Raw genomic sequence first — 18,084 nt, forward strand, 5'->3', positions numbered from 1 at the left:
CTTTGCGGCCTGCCGGAGCATCGGGAAAACAAGGAGATAAGGTCGCTTGTCAATTCGGTGAAAAGATGAGCGGCCGTCTCTAAAGCGATTAAAAACGGAAGGGCACTGGGTGACAAGCCGGTGCCCTTCGTGTATCCGCAAGCCGTTTGTGTTCTCCGCAGGCCGTTTTCATTTCAAGGAGCCTTCATGTCGCCCAAGCCAATCTATAAGCGCGTATTGCTCAAGGCCTCCGGAGAAGCCCTGATGGGCAGCCAAGGGTTCGGGATCGACGTTAATGTCGCCGATCGCATTGCTTCGGATATCGCCGAAGCCTGCGCCATGGGCGTAGAGGTCGGTGTGGTCGTCGGCGGCGGCAATATCTTTCGGGGCGTTGCCGTGGCGTCCAAGGGCGGTGACCGGGTGACCGGCGACCACATGGGCATGCTGGCGACGATCATCAACGCTCTTGCGCTGGCCACGTCCCTTCGCAAGCTGGACGTCGAGACCGTTGTCCTGTCGGCGATCTCGATGCCGGAAATCTGCGAGAGCTTTTCGCAGCGGCGCGCCGTGCACCACATGGCCCAGGGCAGGGTGGTCATCTTCGCCGGCGGCACGGGAAACCCCTTTTTCACCACCGATTCGGCTGCGGCACTGCGCGCCGCGGAAATCGGCGCCGAGGCCATCTTCAAAGGCACGCAGGTCGACGGCATCTATTCGGCCGATCCGAAAAAGGATCCGGCGGCGACCCGTTTCGAGACATTGACCCACGGCGAGGTGCTCGGCAAGGGATTGGCGGTGATGGACGTGGCGGCGGTCGCGCTTGCCCGCGAAAACTCCATCCCGATCATCGTGTTCTCGATCCACGAGAAGGGCGGTTTCGCTCAAATCTTGACCGGCGGCGGCCGCAAGACCATCGTAACGGACAACTGAGGCGCGGCGCTGAAGGCCGCCAGATAATGATACGGGAGTAGACGGATGAGTGGAGCAGTTGATCTCAACGACATCAAGCGCCGGATGGACGGCGCCATTGCCGCTTTCAAGAGCGATATCGCATCGCTCAGGACCGGCCGGGCCTCGGCCAACATTCTCGATCCGGTGACGGTCGAAGCCTATGGCTCGCGCGTGCCGCTCAACCAGGTGGCCAACATCACCGTGCCGGAGCCGCGAATGCTGGGCGTGTCTATCTGGGACAAGTCCATGGTCAACGCCGTCGATCGCGCGATCCGCGAATCGCATCTCGGTCTCAACCCGATCGTCGACGGGCAGAATCTGCGCATTCCGCTTCCGGAACTCAACGAAGAGCGCCGTAAGTCGCTGGTCAAGGTCGCGCATGATTATGCCGAAAAAGCCAAGGTCGCGATCCGCCACGTACGGCGTGACGGGATGGACGGCCTGAAAAAGGCCGAAAAGGACGGCGTAATCGGTCAGGACGACAGCCGGTCGCAGTCGGAAAAGGTGCAGAAGATGACGGACGATACGATTTCCGAAGTCGACCGCTTGCTTGCCGACAAAGAAAAGGAAATCATGCAGGTCTAGCGCAGGCGTCTCTTGAGCCTGATCTTGGCCGCTAAAGGACCCGCATCAAATATGGCGAATCCCGAACTTGCGATCATTCCTCAACACGTTGCGATCATCATGGATGGCAACGGCCGCTGGGCAAACAAGCGTGGGCTTCCCCGTACGATCGGTCACAGCAAAGGCGTGGAGGCGGTTCGGGAATCGGTGCGTGCCGCTGGCGAGGCGGGCGTCAAATATCTGACGCTTTTTGCTTTTTCTTCGGAGAACTGGAGCCGCCCCCATTCGGAGGTGAACGATCTCCTTGGTCTTCTCAGGCGTTTCATCCGTCGTGATCTGGCGGAACTTCACCGTGAAAATGTACGTATCAGGGTGATCGGCGATCGAGACAACCTGCGAGGCGACATCCTGCCCTTGTTGGTGGAGGCCGAGGAGACGACGCGACACAACACCGCTCTGACGCTGGTGATCGCTTTCAACTACGGCGCCAGAGACGAGATCGTCAGAGCCGTCGTAAAACTCGCCCGTGATGTCGAGGCGGGCGTTCTGAAGGCCTCGGACATCGACGCCGACATGATCAGCAGGAATTTGGACACCGCCGACATTCCGGATCCCGATCTTATTATACGCACAAGCGGCGAGGAGCGGTTGTCGAACTTTCTGCTGTGGCAGGCCGCCTATTCGGAACTGGTGTTCCTGCCGGACTACTGGCCGGATTTCGATCGGAATCTGTTTTTTGACGCATTGAAGGTTTTTGCGTCCCGCGACCGCCGTTTTGGCGGTCTGTCGAGCAAGACGGCCGCGGTGGTTGGCTGATGAGCAGTGAACTCAGGCTTCGGATCATCTCCGCTCTGATTCTGGCGGCGATCGTGCTGGCGGCAACATGGTTCGGTGGCTTTTCCTTCCGCCTCGTCGCTGCCGTGATGGCTGTCCTGATCTATTACGAGTGGTCGACGATTACCAGGCTCGATGAACGGGATTTTCACACCAATGCCTTCAGCTGGGTCGCCGTTCTGCTGATCGCGGTCAATATCGTCTTCGGAGAGAAGGATCTGGCGATTCCGCTGCTTGGCGGGTCAGTCATCACCGCCATTCTTCTGGTTCTGTGGCGCAAGGGTAGCTGGTGGTCGCCGGGCGGCATCGTCTATGCAGGATTGAGTGGCATTTCGCTTTCGGCAATCCGGGCGGACGACCAGGCCGGATTCGTGGCGACGATCTTTATTTTCGCCGTCGTCTGGGCAACCGATATCCTGGCCTATTTCGTCGGTCGGGCACTCAAGGGTCCGAAGCTGGCCCCAAAAATCTCGCCGGGAAAAACGTGGTCCGGCGCGATCGGCGGCACCATTGCCGGCGTTGTTGCGAGTTCGGCGGTGACCTTGGCTGTCTTTTCCCGCCTGTCCTTTTGGACCGTCGTCATCGCCTTCGCGTTGTCGGTGGCAAGCCAGGTCGGAGATCTTTTCGAATCGTTCATCAAGCGCCGGTTCGGCGTCAAGGATTCCAGCCATCTCATTCCCGGGCATGGCGGCGTCATGGATCGGGTGGATGGCCTCGTTTTTGCCTGTTTCGCGGCGTTTCTGCTAACTCTTGTCTATACGGCCGCTACAGGCCATCTTGATATACCGGTGGCTGGTTTTCTTTTCGGGCTTTGAGACCTCGCCGCCATCGCATTTGAAACGGAAACTTTGATGGCCATCCTCAGCTTCGTCACCGGCTATATCATCCCATTCATTCTCGTTCTGTCGCTGCTCGTGTTCGTGCATGAAATGGGACACTACCTCGTCGGACGTTGGTGCGGCATCCGATCGACCGCCTTCTCTGTAGGCTTCGGCCCCGAACTCCTGGGCTTCACCGACCGCCACGGTACACGCTGGAAGATTTCAGCGATTCCTCTTGGCGGCTACGTCAAATTCTACGGTGACGACGATGTCGCGAGCCTGCCGGATGCGAGCGGCCTCGTCGGCATGACGGAGGAGGAGAAGGCGCAAACGCTGGCTGGCGCGAAACTGTGGAAAAGGGCGGCGACGGTAGCGGCCGGGCCAATCGCCAATTTCCTGCTGGCGATCGCGATCTTTGCCGTGTTGTTTAGCGTCTATGGAAAAGTGGTTGCCGATCCTGTCGTTGCCGAAGTCCAGGCAAACAGCGCGGCCCAGGCCGCCGGCGTTCAGCCTGGCGACCGGCTGGTGGCGCTGGATGGCACACGCATCAGGACCTTTGACGACGTGCGGCGTTACGTCAGCATTCGTCCGGAAACGCCGATTGTCGTGACCGTCGACCGCAACGGCCAGGAGATCGATCTGCCGATGCTGCCGAAGCGCACCGAGATCACCGACCAGTTCGGCAACAAGGTAGAGCTGGGCCTGATCGGCATCGTCACCAATGAAGAGCGCGGCAAATTCCGGGTCGAGACTTTTGGCCCGCTGCAGGCGGTGGCTGAAGGCGTAAAGGAGACGGGCCACATCGTCACGGGCACGGTCCGCTATATCGGAAACCTCGTAACCGGCCGCATGAGGGCCGATCAATTGGGGGGACCGGTGCGCGTTGCGCAGGCTTCGGGTCAGATGGCAACGCTGGGCTTTGCCGCCGTCGTGCAGCTTGCCGCCGTTCTGTCCGTTTCCATCGGTCTCCTCAATCTGATGCCTGTTCCGGTTTTGGACGGTGGACATCTCGTTTTCTATGCAATAGAGGCGGTTCGTGGCAAACCGCTGGGAGCCGGTGCACAGGAGATTGCCTTTCGCATTGGTCTCGCAATGGTGCTCAGCCTGATGGTATTCGCGACCTTCAACGACATCAGCAATCTCATTGGCTGATGCCCTTAAAATCGTTGAAGGAAACTGTTTATTTACTATGTTTTCAACTCTTGCGTGGCCATTGGGTCACGCCTGAGAAGGAAGTAAATAGAAATTAACAGGATACCTTGCTTGTAGGGCAAAAGAAGGTAAAACGACACACGTGGCCGGAGTCGGGCTCCACCCGCCGAGGGACAACGGGAAAAGGTAAGAATTGAAATGAAGGCTGGTTCAAGGTTTTTGAACGCAGTGTCGGCGTTTGCGCTGTCTGCTAGTGTTGTTGCCTCGGGCGCGGGTGTGCTGGTGCTTGCTTCCGCGCCGTCCGCAGAAGCGGCGGTGATCCGGAGCGTCCAGGTTCGCGGTGCCCAGCGCACGGGCGAAGAAGCAGTTCGTTCCAACCTGACCATTCGTCCTGGTGTCAGTTTTTCGAACAACGACATCGATGAGTCTGTGCGCAAGCTTTATGCAACCGGATATTTTTCCGATGTCCGTATCAGCGTTTCCGGCAGCACGCTCGTCGTAACGGTGAGTGAGAACCAGCTCGTCAATCAGGTCGTCTTCAACGGCAACCGCAAGATTACCGATGAAAAGCTGCAGGCTGTTGTTCAGACCCAGCCGCTCGGTCCTTATAGCGAGACGATGATCAATGCCGACATCGAGCGGCTGCGCGAGGCTTATCGCGCGATCGGCCGCAGCGACGTCGAGATCACGACGCAGACCGCTCCTGTCGGTCAGGGCCGCGTCAATCTGGCCTTTGTCGTCAACGAGGGCGATCGCACCAAGATCGCCGACATCAATTTCGTGGGCAATCAGGCCTATGGCGACGGTCGCCTGAAGTCCGTCATCATCACCAAGGAATCCAGCCCGCTGTCGTTCCTCACCCGCAAGGACGTCTACAGCGAGGACAAGCTGCGCGCCGACGAGGAAACGTTGCGCCAGTTCTATTACAATCACGGCTATCCCGATTTCCGCATCATCTCTTCCGAAGCGGTTCTCGACGAGGCGAACAACAAGTACAACATCACCTTCACCGTGGAAGAAGGTCAGCGTTATTCCTACGGCGGCGTTGGCGTCGAATCGACTGTCGAAGGCGTCAGCAGCGAAGAGTTGCAGGGCCTGGTCGAGACGCGGGAAGGTCGTACCTATGACGCCCGCGAAGTCCAGAAGACCATGGAGGCGATCTCCAAGCGCGTCGCAGCGAAAGGTTACCCCTTTGCACGCGTGACGCCGCGGGGCGACCGCAACATGGAAACGCACACGATCGGCGTGACCTATCTCGTTGATCAGGGCGAGCGCGCTTACGTCGAGCGTATCGAAGTTCGCGGCAATACCCGCACCCGCGACTACGTCATCCGCCGCGAATTCGATTTCAGCGAAGGCGACGCATTCAATCAGGAAATGATTTCGCGCGCTAAGCGTCGTCTGGAAGCCCTTGGTTACTTCACCACGGTCAATATCTCCACTGCTCCGGGCAGCGCTCCGGACCGCGTGGTCGTTGTGGTCGATGTTGAAGACCAGTCCACCGGTTCGTTCGGTATCGGTGCCGGCTACTCCGCAGGCGGCGACGGCTTCATGCTGGAAGCCTCCATCGAGGAAAAGAACTTCCTGGGCCGCGGCCAATTCATCCGTGTTGCCGTCGGCGGCGGTCTCGAAGAGGCCCGCAGCTACAACCTTTCGTTCACCGAGCCCTACTTCCTCGGTTACCGTCTGGCAGCCGGTTTCGACCTGTTCAAGAGCAAGACGTCCTCGAACAGCTACTACGATTACGACGAGCAGGGCGTTACCCTGCGCGTGACCGCGCCAATCACCGAGGATCTGGCGACGACGTTCCGCTACACCTATAAGGAAATCAACTACGAAGATGACGGCGCGTTTGGCTCCGACGGCGTTCCTGGCACGGGCGACGACAACCTTTCGTCGCCTTACATTTCCATGATCGATCAGGGCAAGTTCGTCCAGTCTTCCGTTTCGCAGACGCTGACCTACAACACGCTCGACAGCCAGACGCTGCCGCGCGAGGGGATCTACGCCACGATCACGCATGAATATGCAGGCCTTGGCGGTGACTCCGAATTCTACAAGATCTCGGGTCGTGCCCGTTACTTCCACCTTCTGTCGACAGAGGCCGACCTGATCGGCTCCGTCGCGGTCGGTGCCGGCCATGTGGTTTCCACCGGCGACAATCTGCATGTTTTTGACCAGTTCACGCTGGGCGGGCGTCAGGTTCGCGGCTTTGAGAACGACGGTATCGGTCCGCGTACGGTCGATCATGGCGACGCGCTCGGCGGCACGACCTACTTTACGGCTTCTGCGGAAATGTCCATGCCCATGCCGGTTTTCCCGGAAGACTTCGGTCTGCGGGCTGCCGTCTTTGCCGATGCCGGCACGCTCTACGGAAACGATGTCCCGCTCGGCACCAGCACCGCACAGGGCACAGGCATGTCTTGGCGCGCATCCGTGGGCGCTGGCGTGATGTGGGCTTCGCCGTTCGGCAACATCCGCTTCGACTATGCCATTCCGGTCGTCAAGGAAGACTTTGACGAGACTCAGGAATTCCGGTTCAGCATGGCGAACCAGTTCTGATCGTTTCCGCCCGTCTCGACGGGCGGGAATCTGTTCCGGAGCTCTGGCTTTATGGATCACAATGAATTTTTCCCGCCCCATGATGGCGTGAGCCTGCGCGAGCTGGCCACCCGTCTTGGGGTGGAACTGCTTGACGAGAATGCTGGCGATCGAATGATCCGGTCGATCGCCCCGGTTGCCAGGGCCGGCGAGGGGCAGCTCAGCTATATTCTCTCTCGCAAGAACCGGCACGAACTGGAAACGTGTCACGCCTCTGCCATCCTATGTGATGCGGCGATCCGGCCGATCGTTCCGGACCATATCCCAATCCTGCTTTCCAAGGCGCCCTTGACGGCCTTTGCCATGGCCGGTGCTGTTCTGCACCCTATCGCGATGCGCCCGGCGCCTGTCACGTCCGCACCATCGGGGATTTCGCCTGCGGCCTATGTCGATCCGACGGCGATGCTCGAGCTCGGCGTCGAGGTCGAGCCTATGGCGGTGGTTGGCGCGCGGGCCGAAATCGGCAGCGGCACGCGGATCGGCGCGGGCACCGTGATCGGCGCGGACGTCAAGATCGGCCGCGATTGTACGATCGCGGCGGGCGCCAGTGTCCTGGCGGCTTTGATCGGCAACAGTGTCATTATTCACAATGGCGCACGTATCGGCCAGGATGGCTTCGGCAATGCGCCCGGCCCGCGGGGCATGCTCAAGCTCGTTCAGATCGGGCGCGTCATTATTCAGGACAATGTGGAGATTGGCGCCAACACCACCGTCGATCGCGGCGCGATGGACGATACGGTCATCGGTGAAGGCACGAAGATCGACAATCAGGTTCAGATTGCGCATAACGTCCACATCGGTCGGCATTGCGGCATTGCGGCGGGCGTTGGCATTGCCGGATCCACGAAGATCGGCAATGGCGTGTTGATTGGTGGCGCGGCCGCTATCAACGGGCATATTTCGATCGGTGACGGCGTTCAGCTCGCCGCGTTCAGCGGAGTGATTGGTTCCGTGCCCGCCGGCTCCATATATGGCGGCATTCCGGCCCGGCCGATGAAGGATTTCCTCCGCGAAATGGCGGATAAGATGGCACAGTCGGACGAGCGCGCTAAGCGCAAAGGAGAGAAGAAAAATGACTGATGAGACCAAGCCGATGCTCGGCGCGGCCGATATTCAGGAAATCATGAAGCTGTTGCCGCATCGCTACCCGTTTCTTCTGGTCGACAAGATCGTCGAAATCGATGGTGACAACTCCGCGATCGGCATCAAGAACGTGACCGCCAGCGAGCCGCATTTCACCGGCCATTTCCCGGACCGACCGATCATGCCGGGCGTGCTCCTGGTCGAGGGCATGGCCCAGACGGCCGGCGCGATTTGCGCGCGCAAGGAAGGCGAGGGCGGCAACCTGGTCTATTTCATGACGATCGACAACGCCCGCTTCCGCAAGCCGGTGATACCGGGGGATCGGGTGGAGTACCACGTCACGAAGCAGAAGCAGCGTGGCAATATCTGGAAGTTTCATTGCGACGCCAAGGTTGACGGCGCGCTCGTCGCTGAGGCTGATATCGGCGCGATGATCGTGCGTAAGGACGCGGAATGAGCAAGATTGCTGCCAGCGCGCGGATTCATCCCCTTGCTGTGGTCGAGGACGGCGCCGTGATCGGCGAGAATGTCGTTGTCGGCCCGTTTTCGCATGTGGGCTCGCGCGTGGTGCTGAAGGATGGCGTCGAACTCTTCTCGCATGCCGTGGTGACCGGCAATACGGAGATCGGCCGCAACTGCCGCATCTTCCCGATGGCGGTAATTGGCGGCGTTTCTCAGAGCCTTCACGAAGCGGGAGAGGATTCCTCGCTCACCGTGGGCGACAACTGTACGATGCGCGAAGGCGTGACCATGAACTGCGGTACGGTCGGCGGCGGCGGCAAGACGGTGGTCGGCAGCAATTGCCTATTCCTTGCAAATTCCCATGTGGCGCATGATTGTCAGCTTGGCAGTGACATCATCATGTCGAACAATGTCATGCTGGCCGGCCACGTTCATGTGGGAGACAAGGCAATTCTCGGCGGCGGCTGTGCGGTGCATCAGTTCACCCGCATCGGTCGCCAGGCCTTCATCGGCGGGCTTTCGGCCGTCAACTACGATGTGATCCCGTATGGAATGTTGAACGGCAATCCGGGCATCTTGGGCGGCCTGAACGTCGTCGGCATGACACGCGCAGGTGTGGAGCGTGCGACGATCCATACTGTACGACGGGCCTTCAAGCAGATCTTTGAAGGCGCAGGGAACATCCGCAACAATGCGGCGGCAATCCGCGAGGATTATGCCGATTGCAAGGAAGTGATGGAGATCCTCGATTTCATTGCTGCCGACAGCGAACGCGCCCTTTCGTCTCCCTTCCGCAGCAAGAGCTGAGCGGCCATGCGGGGCGTCCCGAGCCTTGCGCCAAAGGGGCGGCTCGCGATCATCGCGGGGAATGGATTTCTACCCATCTATCTTGCCGAAGCCGCGCGGGAGGGAGGAGAAAATCCTTTCATCATCTCGCTGCGCAATGAGTCCGATCAGCGTTTCGATGGTTTCGAAACCGCATCGGCCAGCATTGCCGACATCACGGGCTTCGAGCGGATATTCAGGGAGAAGGGCATCGGCCGTGTCGTCTTGTCCGGCGGTGTGACCCGAAGGCCGGATTGGCGTGATATTCGCCCGAACTGGAAGGTTTTGCGCAAACTGCCGCTCTTGCTCCGCACCCTCGTCTCCGGTGGAGATGACGCGCTGCTGCAGGTGGCCATCGGCATTATCGAAGCGCAGGGCTGCCGCGTCATCGGCGCCCATGAGGTTGCGCCGGGGCTTCTGGCGAAAACCGGTAAGCTCGGGGCCCATTCTCCTTCGCAGGACGATATTCGCGATATCGAAAAGGCGGCCGAAGCCGCACGTAGGCTGGGTGAGCTCGATATTGGCCAGGGAAGCGTGAGTGTCGGCGGCCGCGTCGTTGCGCTCGAAGGTGTCGAAGGAACCGATCGGATGCTCGACCGCGTTGCCGCGTTGCGCGCCGAGGGACGAATCTCCGCCCGTCGCAAGGGTGTTCTTGTGAAATTGTGCAAACCCCAGCAGGATATGCGTGCCGATCTTCCCACAATCGGCCCTTCCACCGTGGAGCATGCTGTGAAGGCAGGGCTTGCCGGCATAGCCGTGGAGGCGGGGCGGGCTCTGGTGATAGAGGAACAGAAGATGATTGCCGCTGCGGATGCTGCGGGTATCTTCGTCTGCGGCATCGACCTTGGTCTGCCGCAGGGAGGATTGTGATGGCGAGAATCTTGAAGATGGGCGTCGTCGCCGGTGAAGTCTCGGGCGACCTCCTGGGGGGCGATCTGATCGCCGCGCTGAAGGCCGCCCATGCGGGACCGGTCGAATTGGTAGGCGTCGGGGGCGACGCTCTGACGGCGCAGGGGCTTGCTTCGCTTTTCGATTTTTCCGAACTTTCGATCATGGGTCTGACTCAGGTGCTTGCCCGCCTGCCGAACCTGATCAAGCGGATCAATCAGACCGCCGATGCGATCATTGCAGCCAGGCCGGACGTGCTTGTCATCATCGACAGTCCGGACTTCACCCACCGGGTTGCGAAGAAGGTTCGAGCCGCTCTGCCTGACATGCCGATCGTGGATTACGTCTGCCCGAGCGTCTGGGCCTGGAAGGAATACCGGGCAAGCGCCATGCTTGCCTATGTGGATCACGTTCTGGCTGTCCTGCCGTTCGAGCCGGAGGCGATGAAGAGGCTTGGCGGGCCGGAAACGACTTTCGTCGGCCACCGCCTGACGGACGATCCGGCGCTGCTGCGGGTGCGGAGCATCCGCGCGGAACGCCCGGTGAAGGGGAAGGACGAAGAAAAGACAATCCTGCTTCTGCCCGGCTCGCGCTCTGCAGAGATCAAGGCGCTTTTGCCGGTCTTTGGGGAGGCCGCCCGTGAATTCGTCTCCCGCAACGGTCCCGCGCGTTTTCTGTTGCCGACGGTACCCCGTCAGGAGAAGCTGGTGCGCGAGATCGCCGCGACCTTGCCGATCAAGCCGGAGATCACGGTCGACGCGGAGAGCAAGTGGGCCGCTTTCGCCGATGCGGACGCCGCCATCGCCGCATCCGGAACGGTGATTCTTGAGCTTGGCCTGTCGAACGTGCCGGTCGTGTCCGCCTACAAGGCCGACTGGCTGATCACCTTGATGTCCAAGCGCATCAAGATCTGGTCGGGCGCGCTGCCCAATTTGATTGCCGATTATCCGGTGGTGCCGGAATATATAAACGATGTCGTACGTCCTGGCAGTCTGTGCCGCTGGGCCGAACGCCTCGCCTCCGATACCACCCAACGCCAGGCGATGATGGAGGGTTTCGATCTCACTTGGCAGCGTCTGCAGGTGCCGGTCCCACCCGGCGAAGCGGCGGCCGGCATCGTTCTGCAAGTCTTGGATACGAAAAAACCCGGTCATCGCTGACCGGGTTTTTGTTTGGGAGGTGCCTCGCTCAGCGCTTGGAGACGGGTACGTAGTCGCGCTGCGGTTCGCCGGTATAGAGCTGGCGCGGACGGCCGATGCGCTGTTCCGGATCTTCGATCATTTCCGCCCACTGGGCGATCCAGCCGACGGTACGGGCAAGCGCGAAGAGCACCGTGAACATCGTGGTTGGGAAGCCCATCGCCTTCAGCGTGATGCCCGAATAGAAGTCGATATTTGGATAAAGCTTCTTCTCGATAAAATATTCGTCGGTGAGCGCGATGCGTTCCAGCTCCATGGCGACCTGCAGAAGCGGGTCGTCCTTGTGACCGAGTTCGCCGAGAACCTCGTGCGTCGTCTTCTGCATGATCTTGGCGCGCGGATCGTAGTTCTTGTAGACGCGGTGGCCGAAGCCCATCAGCCGGAACGGGTCGCTCTTATCTTTGGCGCGGGCAATGTATTCGGGAATACGGTCGACCGAGCCGATTTCCGTCAGCATGTTGAGCGCTGCCTCGTTGGCACCGCCATGCGCCGGACCCCAGAGGCAGGCGATGCCGGCTGCAATGCAGGCGAACGGGTTGGCGCCGGAAGAGCCGGCGAGCCGGACCGTCGAGGTTGACGCATTCTGCTCGTGGTCGGCGTGCAGGATGAAGATACGGTCCATGGCGCGCGAAAGCACCGGATTGACCACATATTCCTCGCAGGGCACGGCGAAGCACATGCGCAGGAAGTTGGACGCGTAATCCAGGTTGTTCTGCGGATAAACGAACGGCTGGCCGATATGGTATTTATAGGCCATCGCCGCGAGCGTCGGCATCTTGGCGATCATCCGCAGGCTGGCAACCATGCGCTGATGCGGATCGGTGATATCCGTGGAGTCGTGATAGAAAGCCGAGAGCGCGCCAACGCAGCCGCACATGACGGCCATCGGATGCGCGTCGCGACGGAAGCCGGTAAAGAAACGGCTCATCTGCTCGTGGACCATCGTATGATGGGTGACGCGGTAGTCGAAGTCTTTCTTCTGGGCAGCCGTCGGCAATTCGCCGTAGAGCAACAGGTAGCAGGTTTCGAGGAAGTCGCCATGCTCGGCGAGTTGCTCGATCGGATAACCGCGATGCAGAAGAATGCCCGCATCGCCGTCGATATAGGTGATCTTGGACTCGCAGGATGCCGTCGAGGTGAAGCCCGGATCATAAGTAAAGGCGCCGGTCTGTTTGTAAAGCGAGCCGATGTCGATCACATCAGGACCGATCGAGCCGGACTTTACCGGCAGGTCGACATGCTTGTCGCCGAGTGCCATATTTGCGCTTTTGCCCGTCATGCTGATCCTCCAACCTTTTGGCGGCGTGGCGCCTAAAAAGCGCCACAAGAATTAAGCGTCCATGCTTTGCTATATGATCCGAAAGCTCATGCCAAGCAGTCCTTGGTAGCATTTTGTGCAGCGCGGCACGATAAGAGGCAGCGGCACATACTTGGATGCCCAACTTTCCGGTGCAACTCACTTGAGTCCTTTGGGAATACTTGGTTTTCGCCGCCAGTTGACGACGCCTGAGGAAACGCGCAGGTTGTATTGTCGCTCATGCGGGGCAAGGTGGGGCGGGCGTTTCATGTCGGAAGACGCAGCGTTTCCGAAATTGGTGGAGAGCAGGGGAGCGATCTTCCGGCAGGCTCGCTCTTTGCCAGATGCGGGCAAATCCGGGTCGCATGTTTTGGAGCCTCTTCTGGATCGTCGCCCGCGTCTGGGGAACCGTCCCGCGACCTATACCCACGGCTATTGGCTGTCTCGGGGGATCCGCCGGCTGCGCCTCAGCCTCCCCGGCATGCTGGAGGAGGAGGCAGCACACGGGCACGGGTTTCTTTTTGTACCGGTCCTCGTCGGTGCCGGGGCAGCTGTCTGGTTCTCGCTGCCTGCCACGCCTCCGTTCTGGTCTCTCCTCGCGGCCTTCTTCATCTGTGTGACGCTTGCAGTCGCCACGCGTCATGCGTCCGGCGCCTTGCGTGTGCTTCCTCCCGCTGTCGCGCTTTTTCTCGGCGGAATGATGCTTGCCGAACTGGAGACCTGGCGAAGAGGAACCACTATTCTCGATTCCCCGGTTACGACCGAGCTGACGGGTGTGGTCGAACGAAGGGAGATCGATGCCCGCGGCCGGTGGCGTTATATCGTACGTGTCGAGCGTACCTCGGGTCCTGAAATCCGGCGCTCTCCGGAGCGCGTTTCGCTGCTTGCGCGGGCGCGTCACGAGCCGGTGCAGACGGCAGATACGATCAGCGGCAGGGTTCGTTTATCGCCGCCATCGGGACCGGCGCTTCCAGGCCTCAATGATTTCGCCTTCTCCTCCTATTTCGATGGGATTGGCGCCGTCGGTTTCTTTTATGGGGCCCCGAAAGGGAGCCGCGACGCCGGACATCCTCATGGATGGTTCTCGGATATCGAGCGCTGGCTCTTCGATCTTCGCAGCATGATCGGCGGTCATATCCGCGCGACAGTGCCCGGCGACGCGGGCGCCTTCGCAGCCGCGATCGTCACCGATGAGCGGCGGGCGATTTCCGAGGAGACCGTCGAAGCGCTGAGGCTTTCCGGCCTTGCCCATATCGTCGCGATCTCCGGGCTCAATATGGCGCTGGCTGCGGGTATCTTCTTCGTCGGCGTACGCACTATCCTCTCGCTGTTCACACGATTTGCCCAGTCCTTCCCGGTAAAGAAGCTTGCCGCCTTGGGTGCTCTCGCCATGGCGACCGCCTACTATCTCATTTCCGGCTTCGGCGTCTCCGCCGAAAGGGCCTATATCATGATGGCAGTCATGCTCGTTGCAGTCCTCTTCGACCGGCCGTCTATAAGCTTGCGCAATGTGGCCCTCTCCGCACTGATCATTATCGCCATATCTCCCTCGGAAAACCTTGGGCCGAGCTTTCAGATGTCCTTTGCCGCCACCGCCGCGCTGGTCGCTGGTTACGCGCTTTGGAAGCATCGGTCGAAAAAACATGACCCGGAGCCTCTGCCGTTTCGTCACCCGGTGGTCATGCCGATCACGGCGGTCTGGAATTTTGCCGCCGGCATCTTCGTGACCTCGTTGATTGGCGGCATATCGACCGCGATTTTCTCGGTCGAGCATTTCCACCGCATCGCGACTTATGGGCTTGCGGCCAATCTCGCCGCCATGCCGGTCATTTCCTTCGTGGTTATGCCGGCGGGATTGATCGGCATGCTGCTGATGCCCTTCGGGCTCGACGGGCCGTTCCTGAAGCTCATGGGCCTCGGCCTGGAAGCCGTGATTGCGATCGCCAGGCATGTGGCGGCCTGGGGCGGCGATGTAGGCATCGGCCGCCAGCATCCCTGGTTCCTGGTCGTCTCGACGGCAGGCTTTCTTCTGCTGACGCTATTGAGAACCCGGCTCAGATACTTGGGTATTCCTCTATTGGTGGCCGGCTTGTTGCTGTCATGGCAGGAGCGGTCGAGACCCCTTCCGGATCTCCTGATCTCCGAGGATGGCACCATGATTGCCCTGACGGATGGTGATGGCATCACCACCAACCGCACCCGTCCCGCGGATTTTGTCTATGACCAATGGAAGCGGGCGCTTCTGCTGGGGGACCCGGTGAAACCGGAATTGCTGCCAGCGAAAGACAAGTCTACGGCCGGAGACAGGCTCCCGGAGGGAAAGTCCGGAGGAAATCCGCTGCCTTCGAACAGTCCCGGCGAGCGTGCTGAATTGACGACGGAGGAGAGAGAAACGTCAAGCCGCGGGATGAAGCAGGTACCGGTCGGCCGGTTCATCTGCACCCCACGAGCTTGGTGCGCGTCAAAAACCGCCGCAGGCGCTGTAGTCGTTCATGTGGAGGACGCGCGTTATGCCGGCGTCGCCTGCGACGCTGCGCATATCGTCGTCGCTCCACGTGCCAGGTTTGACCGCTGCCGTTCCGGAGCCCTGATGATCAACGGCAACGCGCTGAGGATCGCAGGAGCGCTCGAACTGTTTCTGGATGGTTCCGCTGACATTCACCGCTGGCGGCTTCGTGCAGCGCTCCTTGGCCAAGACCGCCCGTGGACCCGCCATCGCCATTACGACTGGCGGCGCCAGATCTTCAGCTCATCCCTGCCGGAACCGCTGGGCAAACTGGTCAATGATAGCGGCGGATGAGACCCACAAGCTTACCCTGGATCTTGACCCGGTCCGGCGGGAAAATCCGCGTCTCATAGGCCGGATTTGCGGCTTCGAGCGCGATCGACGCCCCGCGGCGACGGAAGCGCTTGAGTGTCGCTTCCTCCTCATCCACCAATGCGACGATGATATCGCCCGGATTGGCCGTATTGCCGTTGCGGATGATTACGGTATCGCCGTCGAGGATGCCGGCCTCGATCATCGAATCACCCTTGACCTCCAGCGCATAATGTTCGCCCGACCCGAGCATCTCGGCAGGGACGGCGATGTCGTGCGTGTTGTTCTGGATCGCCGAGATCGGAACGCCGGCCGCGATGCGGCCCATGACGGGAACCGTGGTGGAGTTGGAATTATCGTCGTTGGCGGGGGGCTTCGCAGAGGCGGCAGCCGGTTGCGGCTTGCCAAGACTGCCTTCGATGACGCTGGGCGAAAAGCCCCGGCGCGGCTGAATGCTGGGCGCATAGGCTTCCGGCAGCCTGATGACTTCCAGGGCGCGCGCCCTGTTCGGCAGGCGGCGGATGAACCCCCGTTCCTCGAGCGCGGTGATCAACCGGTGAATACCCGACTTGGATGCGAGGTCGAGCGCATCCTTCATTTCGTCGAAGGAGGGCGGTACGCCGGATTCCTTCATCCGTTCGTGTATGAACAGAAGCAATTCCTGCTGTTTGCGCGTGAGCATTTTCGGCACCCTCAAGAGTCGGAAACAAATCAAGAACGGACACTATATGTTCCATATGTGTTCCGCAAGTCCCTAAATTTTCGTGAAGTATGATGATTTTTTCTTCATAGATGTCTGCAAGATATCTGCTTCGTTACCACTTGCGCACGGCGTGCCCGCTGCCATTTTAGCTTTGCGATTCTGAAATTCCTGGGGGCCTCGCTTGAACGCAAGATCGATCGATCATCTCGTAGTGCCGGTGGCGGACCTTGCGTTCGCGCGTTCGCGGCTCTCCGATCTCGGATTTACTGTCGCACCGGATGCATTTCATCCTTTCGGCACTGCCAATGCTTGTGTGTTCTTCTCGGATGGTACCTATCTGGAGCCACTGGCGATCACCAACCGCCGTCACGCGAGCGCTGCCGCCAAGCGGGGCAATGTCTTTACCGCGCGCGATCTCGCCTTTCGAAAAGGGCGCAACAGGCAGGGGCTTTCTGCCCTGGTCGTCGCGTCGCAGGATGCCGTCGCCGATCATGCCCGGTTCAGGCTGCGCGGAATTTCCGCCGGCGACATTCTGGAGTTTTCGCGCACGGTAAGGATGCCTGATGGTTCCGCGACAGAGGCGAGCTTCCGGCTGGCATTTGCAGGCGATGACCGTGCGCCCGATTTTTTCCTGTTCTCCGTTCAGCGCCTTGCTCCGTTGCCGTCCGACCGAGGCGAGTTGGAGCGGCATGCCAATACGGTTGTCGGCCTGAGCGAGGTCATCCTGTCCGCTCAAGCGCCGTCTGATTTCGCCCCTCTGGTCGAGGAAGTGTTGATGGCCCGGGGGGAGGTGGAGCCCGGTTTTCTGAAATTGGCCGCCGCAAACGCGCGGATTCGCATTTTGGGAAATGATGATCTGGAGGCGGAATTTGCGCTCCCGCCGGTCGCTGGTGCGGATGGTTTGCACGGCCGAGCCGTGATCTTCAAGACGGCCGATCTTGCCGTGACAGAGATCATCCTTGCTGCTAATGACGTGGCATTCGTCCGCCGCGAAGGCCGCGTTCTGGTCCAGGCGGCACCCGGCCAGGGTGTTTTGTTCGGCTTCGAGGAATAGATTTATGGAAGTTTCTGCCAATCCGCGCGTCCTAGTCGGCGAAGGAAAGGGCCAGGTGGTTTTTGCACAGGATGCACGCCTGTCCTTGATCGCTGGTCCCTGCCAGATGGAGAGCCGCGACCATGCCTTCATGATCGCCGGCACGCTCCAGGAACTCTGCGGCAAGCTCGGCATCGGCCTCGTCTACAAGTCGTCCTTCGACAAGGCAAACCGCACCTCGATTTCGGGCAAGCGCGGCATCGGGCTGGAAAACGCCATGGAAATCTTCGCCGATCTGAAGAAGGAATTCGGGTTCCCCGTTCTGACCGACATCCACACCGAAGAACAATGTGCGATGGTCGCAGGCACTGTGGACATACTGCAGATACCGGCCTTCCTCTGCCGCCAGACGGATTTGCTTGTCGCCGCCGCGAGGACCGGCCGCGTCATCAACGTCAAAAAGGGCCAGTTTCTTGCCCCCTGGGACATGAAGAACGTGCTTGCCAAGTTCACCCAGAGCGGCAATCCGAACGTGCTGCTGTGCGAGCGCGGCGCTTCCTTCGGCTATAATACGCTCGTTTCGGACATGCGGTCGCTGCCGATCATGGCGGCCATGGGTTCGCCGGTTGTGTTCGATGCCACCCATTCGGTTCAGCAGCCGGGCGGGCAGGGAAGCTCCACGGGAGGCCAGCGGGAATTCGTGGAGACTTTGGCGCGCGCGGCTGTTGCGGTCGGCATTGCCGGTCTTTTTGTCGAGACCCATCAGGATCCCGACAATGCTCCCTCCGACGGCCCCAACATGGTGCACCTGAAGGATATGCCGAGGCTGCTCGAAAAGCTTCTCGCCTTCGACGCCATCGCAAAGGCGGCTTGA

The 18,084-nt window shown here is 60.3% G+C and carries 16 protein-coding genes; 14 read left to right on the forward strand and 2 right to left on the reverse strand.

Annotation, left to right across the window (positions count from 1 at the left end; translation table 11 throughout):
* Positions 1–186 precede the first annotated feature (186 nt).
* From pyrH to lpxB, 11 genes are all read left to right on the forward strand, one after another.
* The gene (gene pyrH / locus C5L12_RS13210; protein ID WP_105372508.1) at positions 187–909 is read left to right on the forward strand and encodes a UMP kinase; all 723 of its coding nucleotides are present in this window, start codon (positions 187–189) and stop codon (positions 907–909) included.
* A gap of 45 nt (positions 910–954) precedes the next feature.
* Positions 955–1,515, forward strand: a complete 561-nt coding sequence (frr, locus tag C5L12_RS13215; protein ID WP_105372509.1) for a ribosome recycling factor — start codon at positions 955–957, stop codon at positions 1,513–1,515.
* 51 nt (positions 1,516–1,566) lie between these two features.
* The gene (locus tag C5L12_RS13220) at positions 1,567–2,310 is read left to right on the forward strand and encodes an isoprenyl transferase (protein WP_105372510.1); all 744 of its coding nucleotides are present in this window, start codon (positions 1,567–1,569) and stop codon (positions 2,308–2,310) included.
* Complete coding sequence (locus C5L12_RS13225; RefSeq protein ID WP_105372511.1) at positions 2,310–3,143, forward strand: phosphatidate cytidylyltransferase; 834 nt, start codon at positions 2,310–2,312, stop codon at positions 3,141–3,143. The genes C5L12_RS13220 and C5L12_RS13225 overlap by 1 nt, the downstream gene beginning before the upstream one ends.
* Positions 3,144–3,179: 36 nt before the next feature.
* Positions 3,180–4,301, forward strand: coding sequence for an RIP metalloprotease RseP (gene rseP / locus C5L12_RS13230; RefSeq protein ID WP_105372512.1), 1,122 nt, complete (start codon positions 3,180–3,182; stop codon positions 4,299–4,301).
* 198 nt (positions 4,302–4,499) lie between these two features.
* The gene (gene bamA, locus C5L12_RS13235) at positions 4,500–6,863 is read left to right on the forward strand and encodes an outer membrane protein assembly factor BamA (RefSeq protein ID WP_105372513.1); all 2,364 of its coding nucleotides are present in this window, start codon (positions 4,500–4,502) and stop codon (positions 6,861–6,863) included.
* Positions 6,864–6,914: 51 nt separating this feature from the next.
* A complete protein-coding gene (gene lpxD / locus C5L12_RS13240; RefSeq protein WP_105372514.1) occupies positions 6,915–7,982 on the forward strand; it encodes a UDP-3-O-(3-hydroxymyristoyl)glucosamine N-acyltransferase in 1,068 nt (355 codons plus the stop codon).
* Positions 7,975–8,442, forward strand: a complete 468-nt coding sequence (fabZ, locus tag C5L12_RS13245; protein WP_105372515.1) for a 3-hydroxyacyl-ACP dehydratase FabZ — start codon at positions 7,975–7,977, stop codon at positions 8,440–8,442. Before lpxD ends, fabZ begins: the two co-directional genes overlap by 8 nt.
* On the forward strand, positions 8,439–9,254 hold the full coding sequence (gene lpxA, locus C5L12_RS13250) for an acyl-ACP--UDP-N-acetylglucosamine O-acyltransferase (RefSeq protein ID WP_105372516.1): 816 nt from the start codon (positions 8,439–8,441) through the stop codon (positions 9,252–9,254). The genes fabZ and lpxA overlap by 4 nt, the downstream gene beginning before the upstream one ends.
* A gap of 6 nt (positions 9,255–9,260) precedes the next feature.
* Positions 9,261–10,142, forward strand: coding sequence for an LpxI family protein (locus tag C5L12_RS13255; RefSeq protein WP_105372517.1), 882 nt, complete (start codon positions 9,261–9,263; stop codon positions 10,140–10,142).
* A complete protein-coding gene (gene lpxB, locus C5L12_RS13260; protein WP_105372518.1) occupies positions 10,142–11,320 on the forward strand; it encodes a lipid-A-disaccharide synthase in 1,179 nt (392 codons plus the stop codon). Before C5L12_RS13255 ends, lpxB begins: the two co-directional genes overlap by 1 nt.
* A 28-nt stretch (positions 11,321–11,348) precedes the next feature.
* On the opposite strand, the gene gltA is transcribed toward lpxB, so the two are convergent.
* Positions 11,349–12,638, reverse strand: coding sequence for a citrate synthase (gene gltA / locus C5L12_RS13265; RefSeq protein ID WP_105372519.1), 1,290 nt, complete (start codon positions 12,636–12,638; stop codon positions 11,349–11,351).
* 286 nt (positions 12,639–12,924) lie between these two features.
* Here gltA and C5L12_RS13270 point away from each other — a divergent pair, with 286 nt between their 5' ends.
* The gene (locus tag C5L12_RS13270; protein ID WP_105372520.1) at positions 12,925–15,456 is read left to right on the forward strand and encodes a ComEC/Rec2 family competence protein; all 2,532 of its coding nucleotides are present in this window, start codon (positions 12,925–12,927) and stop codon (positions 15,454–15,456) included.
* Here C5L12_RS13270 and lexA read toward each other — a convergent pair.
* Positions 15,437–16,156, reverse strand: a complete 720-nt coding sequence (gene lexA, locus C5L12_RS13275; protein WP_105372521.1) for a transcriptional repressor LexA — start codon at positions 16,154–16,156, stop codon at positions 15,437–15,439. The genes C5L12_RS13270 and lexA overlap by 20 nt on opposite strands.
* A 202-nt stretch (positions 16,157–16,358) precedes the next feature.
* Between lexA and C5L12_RS13280 the strand changes: the two genes are divergently transcribed.
* Positions 16,359–17,231, forward strand: coding sequence for a VOC family protein (locus tag C5L12_RS13280; RefSeq protein ID WP_105372522.1), 873 nt, complete (start codon positions 16,359–16,361; stop codon positions 17,229–17,231).
* A gap of 4 nt (positions 17,232–17,235) precedes the next feature.
* On the forward strand, positions 17,236–18,084 hold the full coding sequence (gene kdsA / locus C5L12_RS13285; protein ID WP_105372523.1) for a 3-deoxy-8-phosphooctulonate synthase: 849 nt from the start codon (positions 17,236–17,238) through the stop codon (positions 18,082–18,084).

The sequence above is a fragment of the Neorhizobium huautlense genome, assembly GCF_002968575.1.
Classification (GTDB): domain Bacteria; phylum Pseudomonadota; class Alphaproteobacteria; order Rhizobiales; family Rhizobiaceae; genus Neorhizobium; species Neorhizobium huautlense.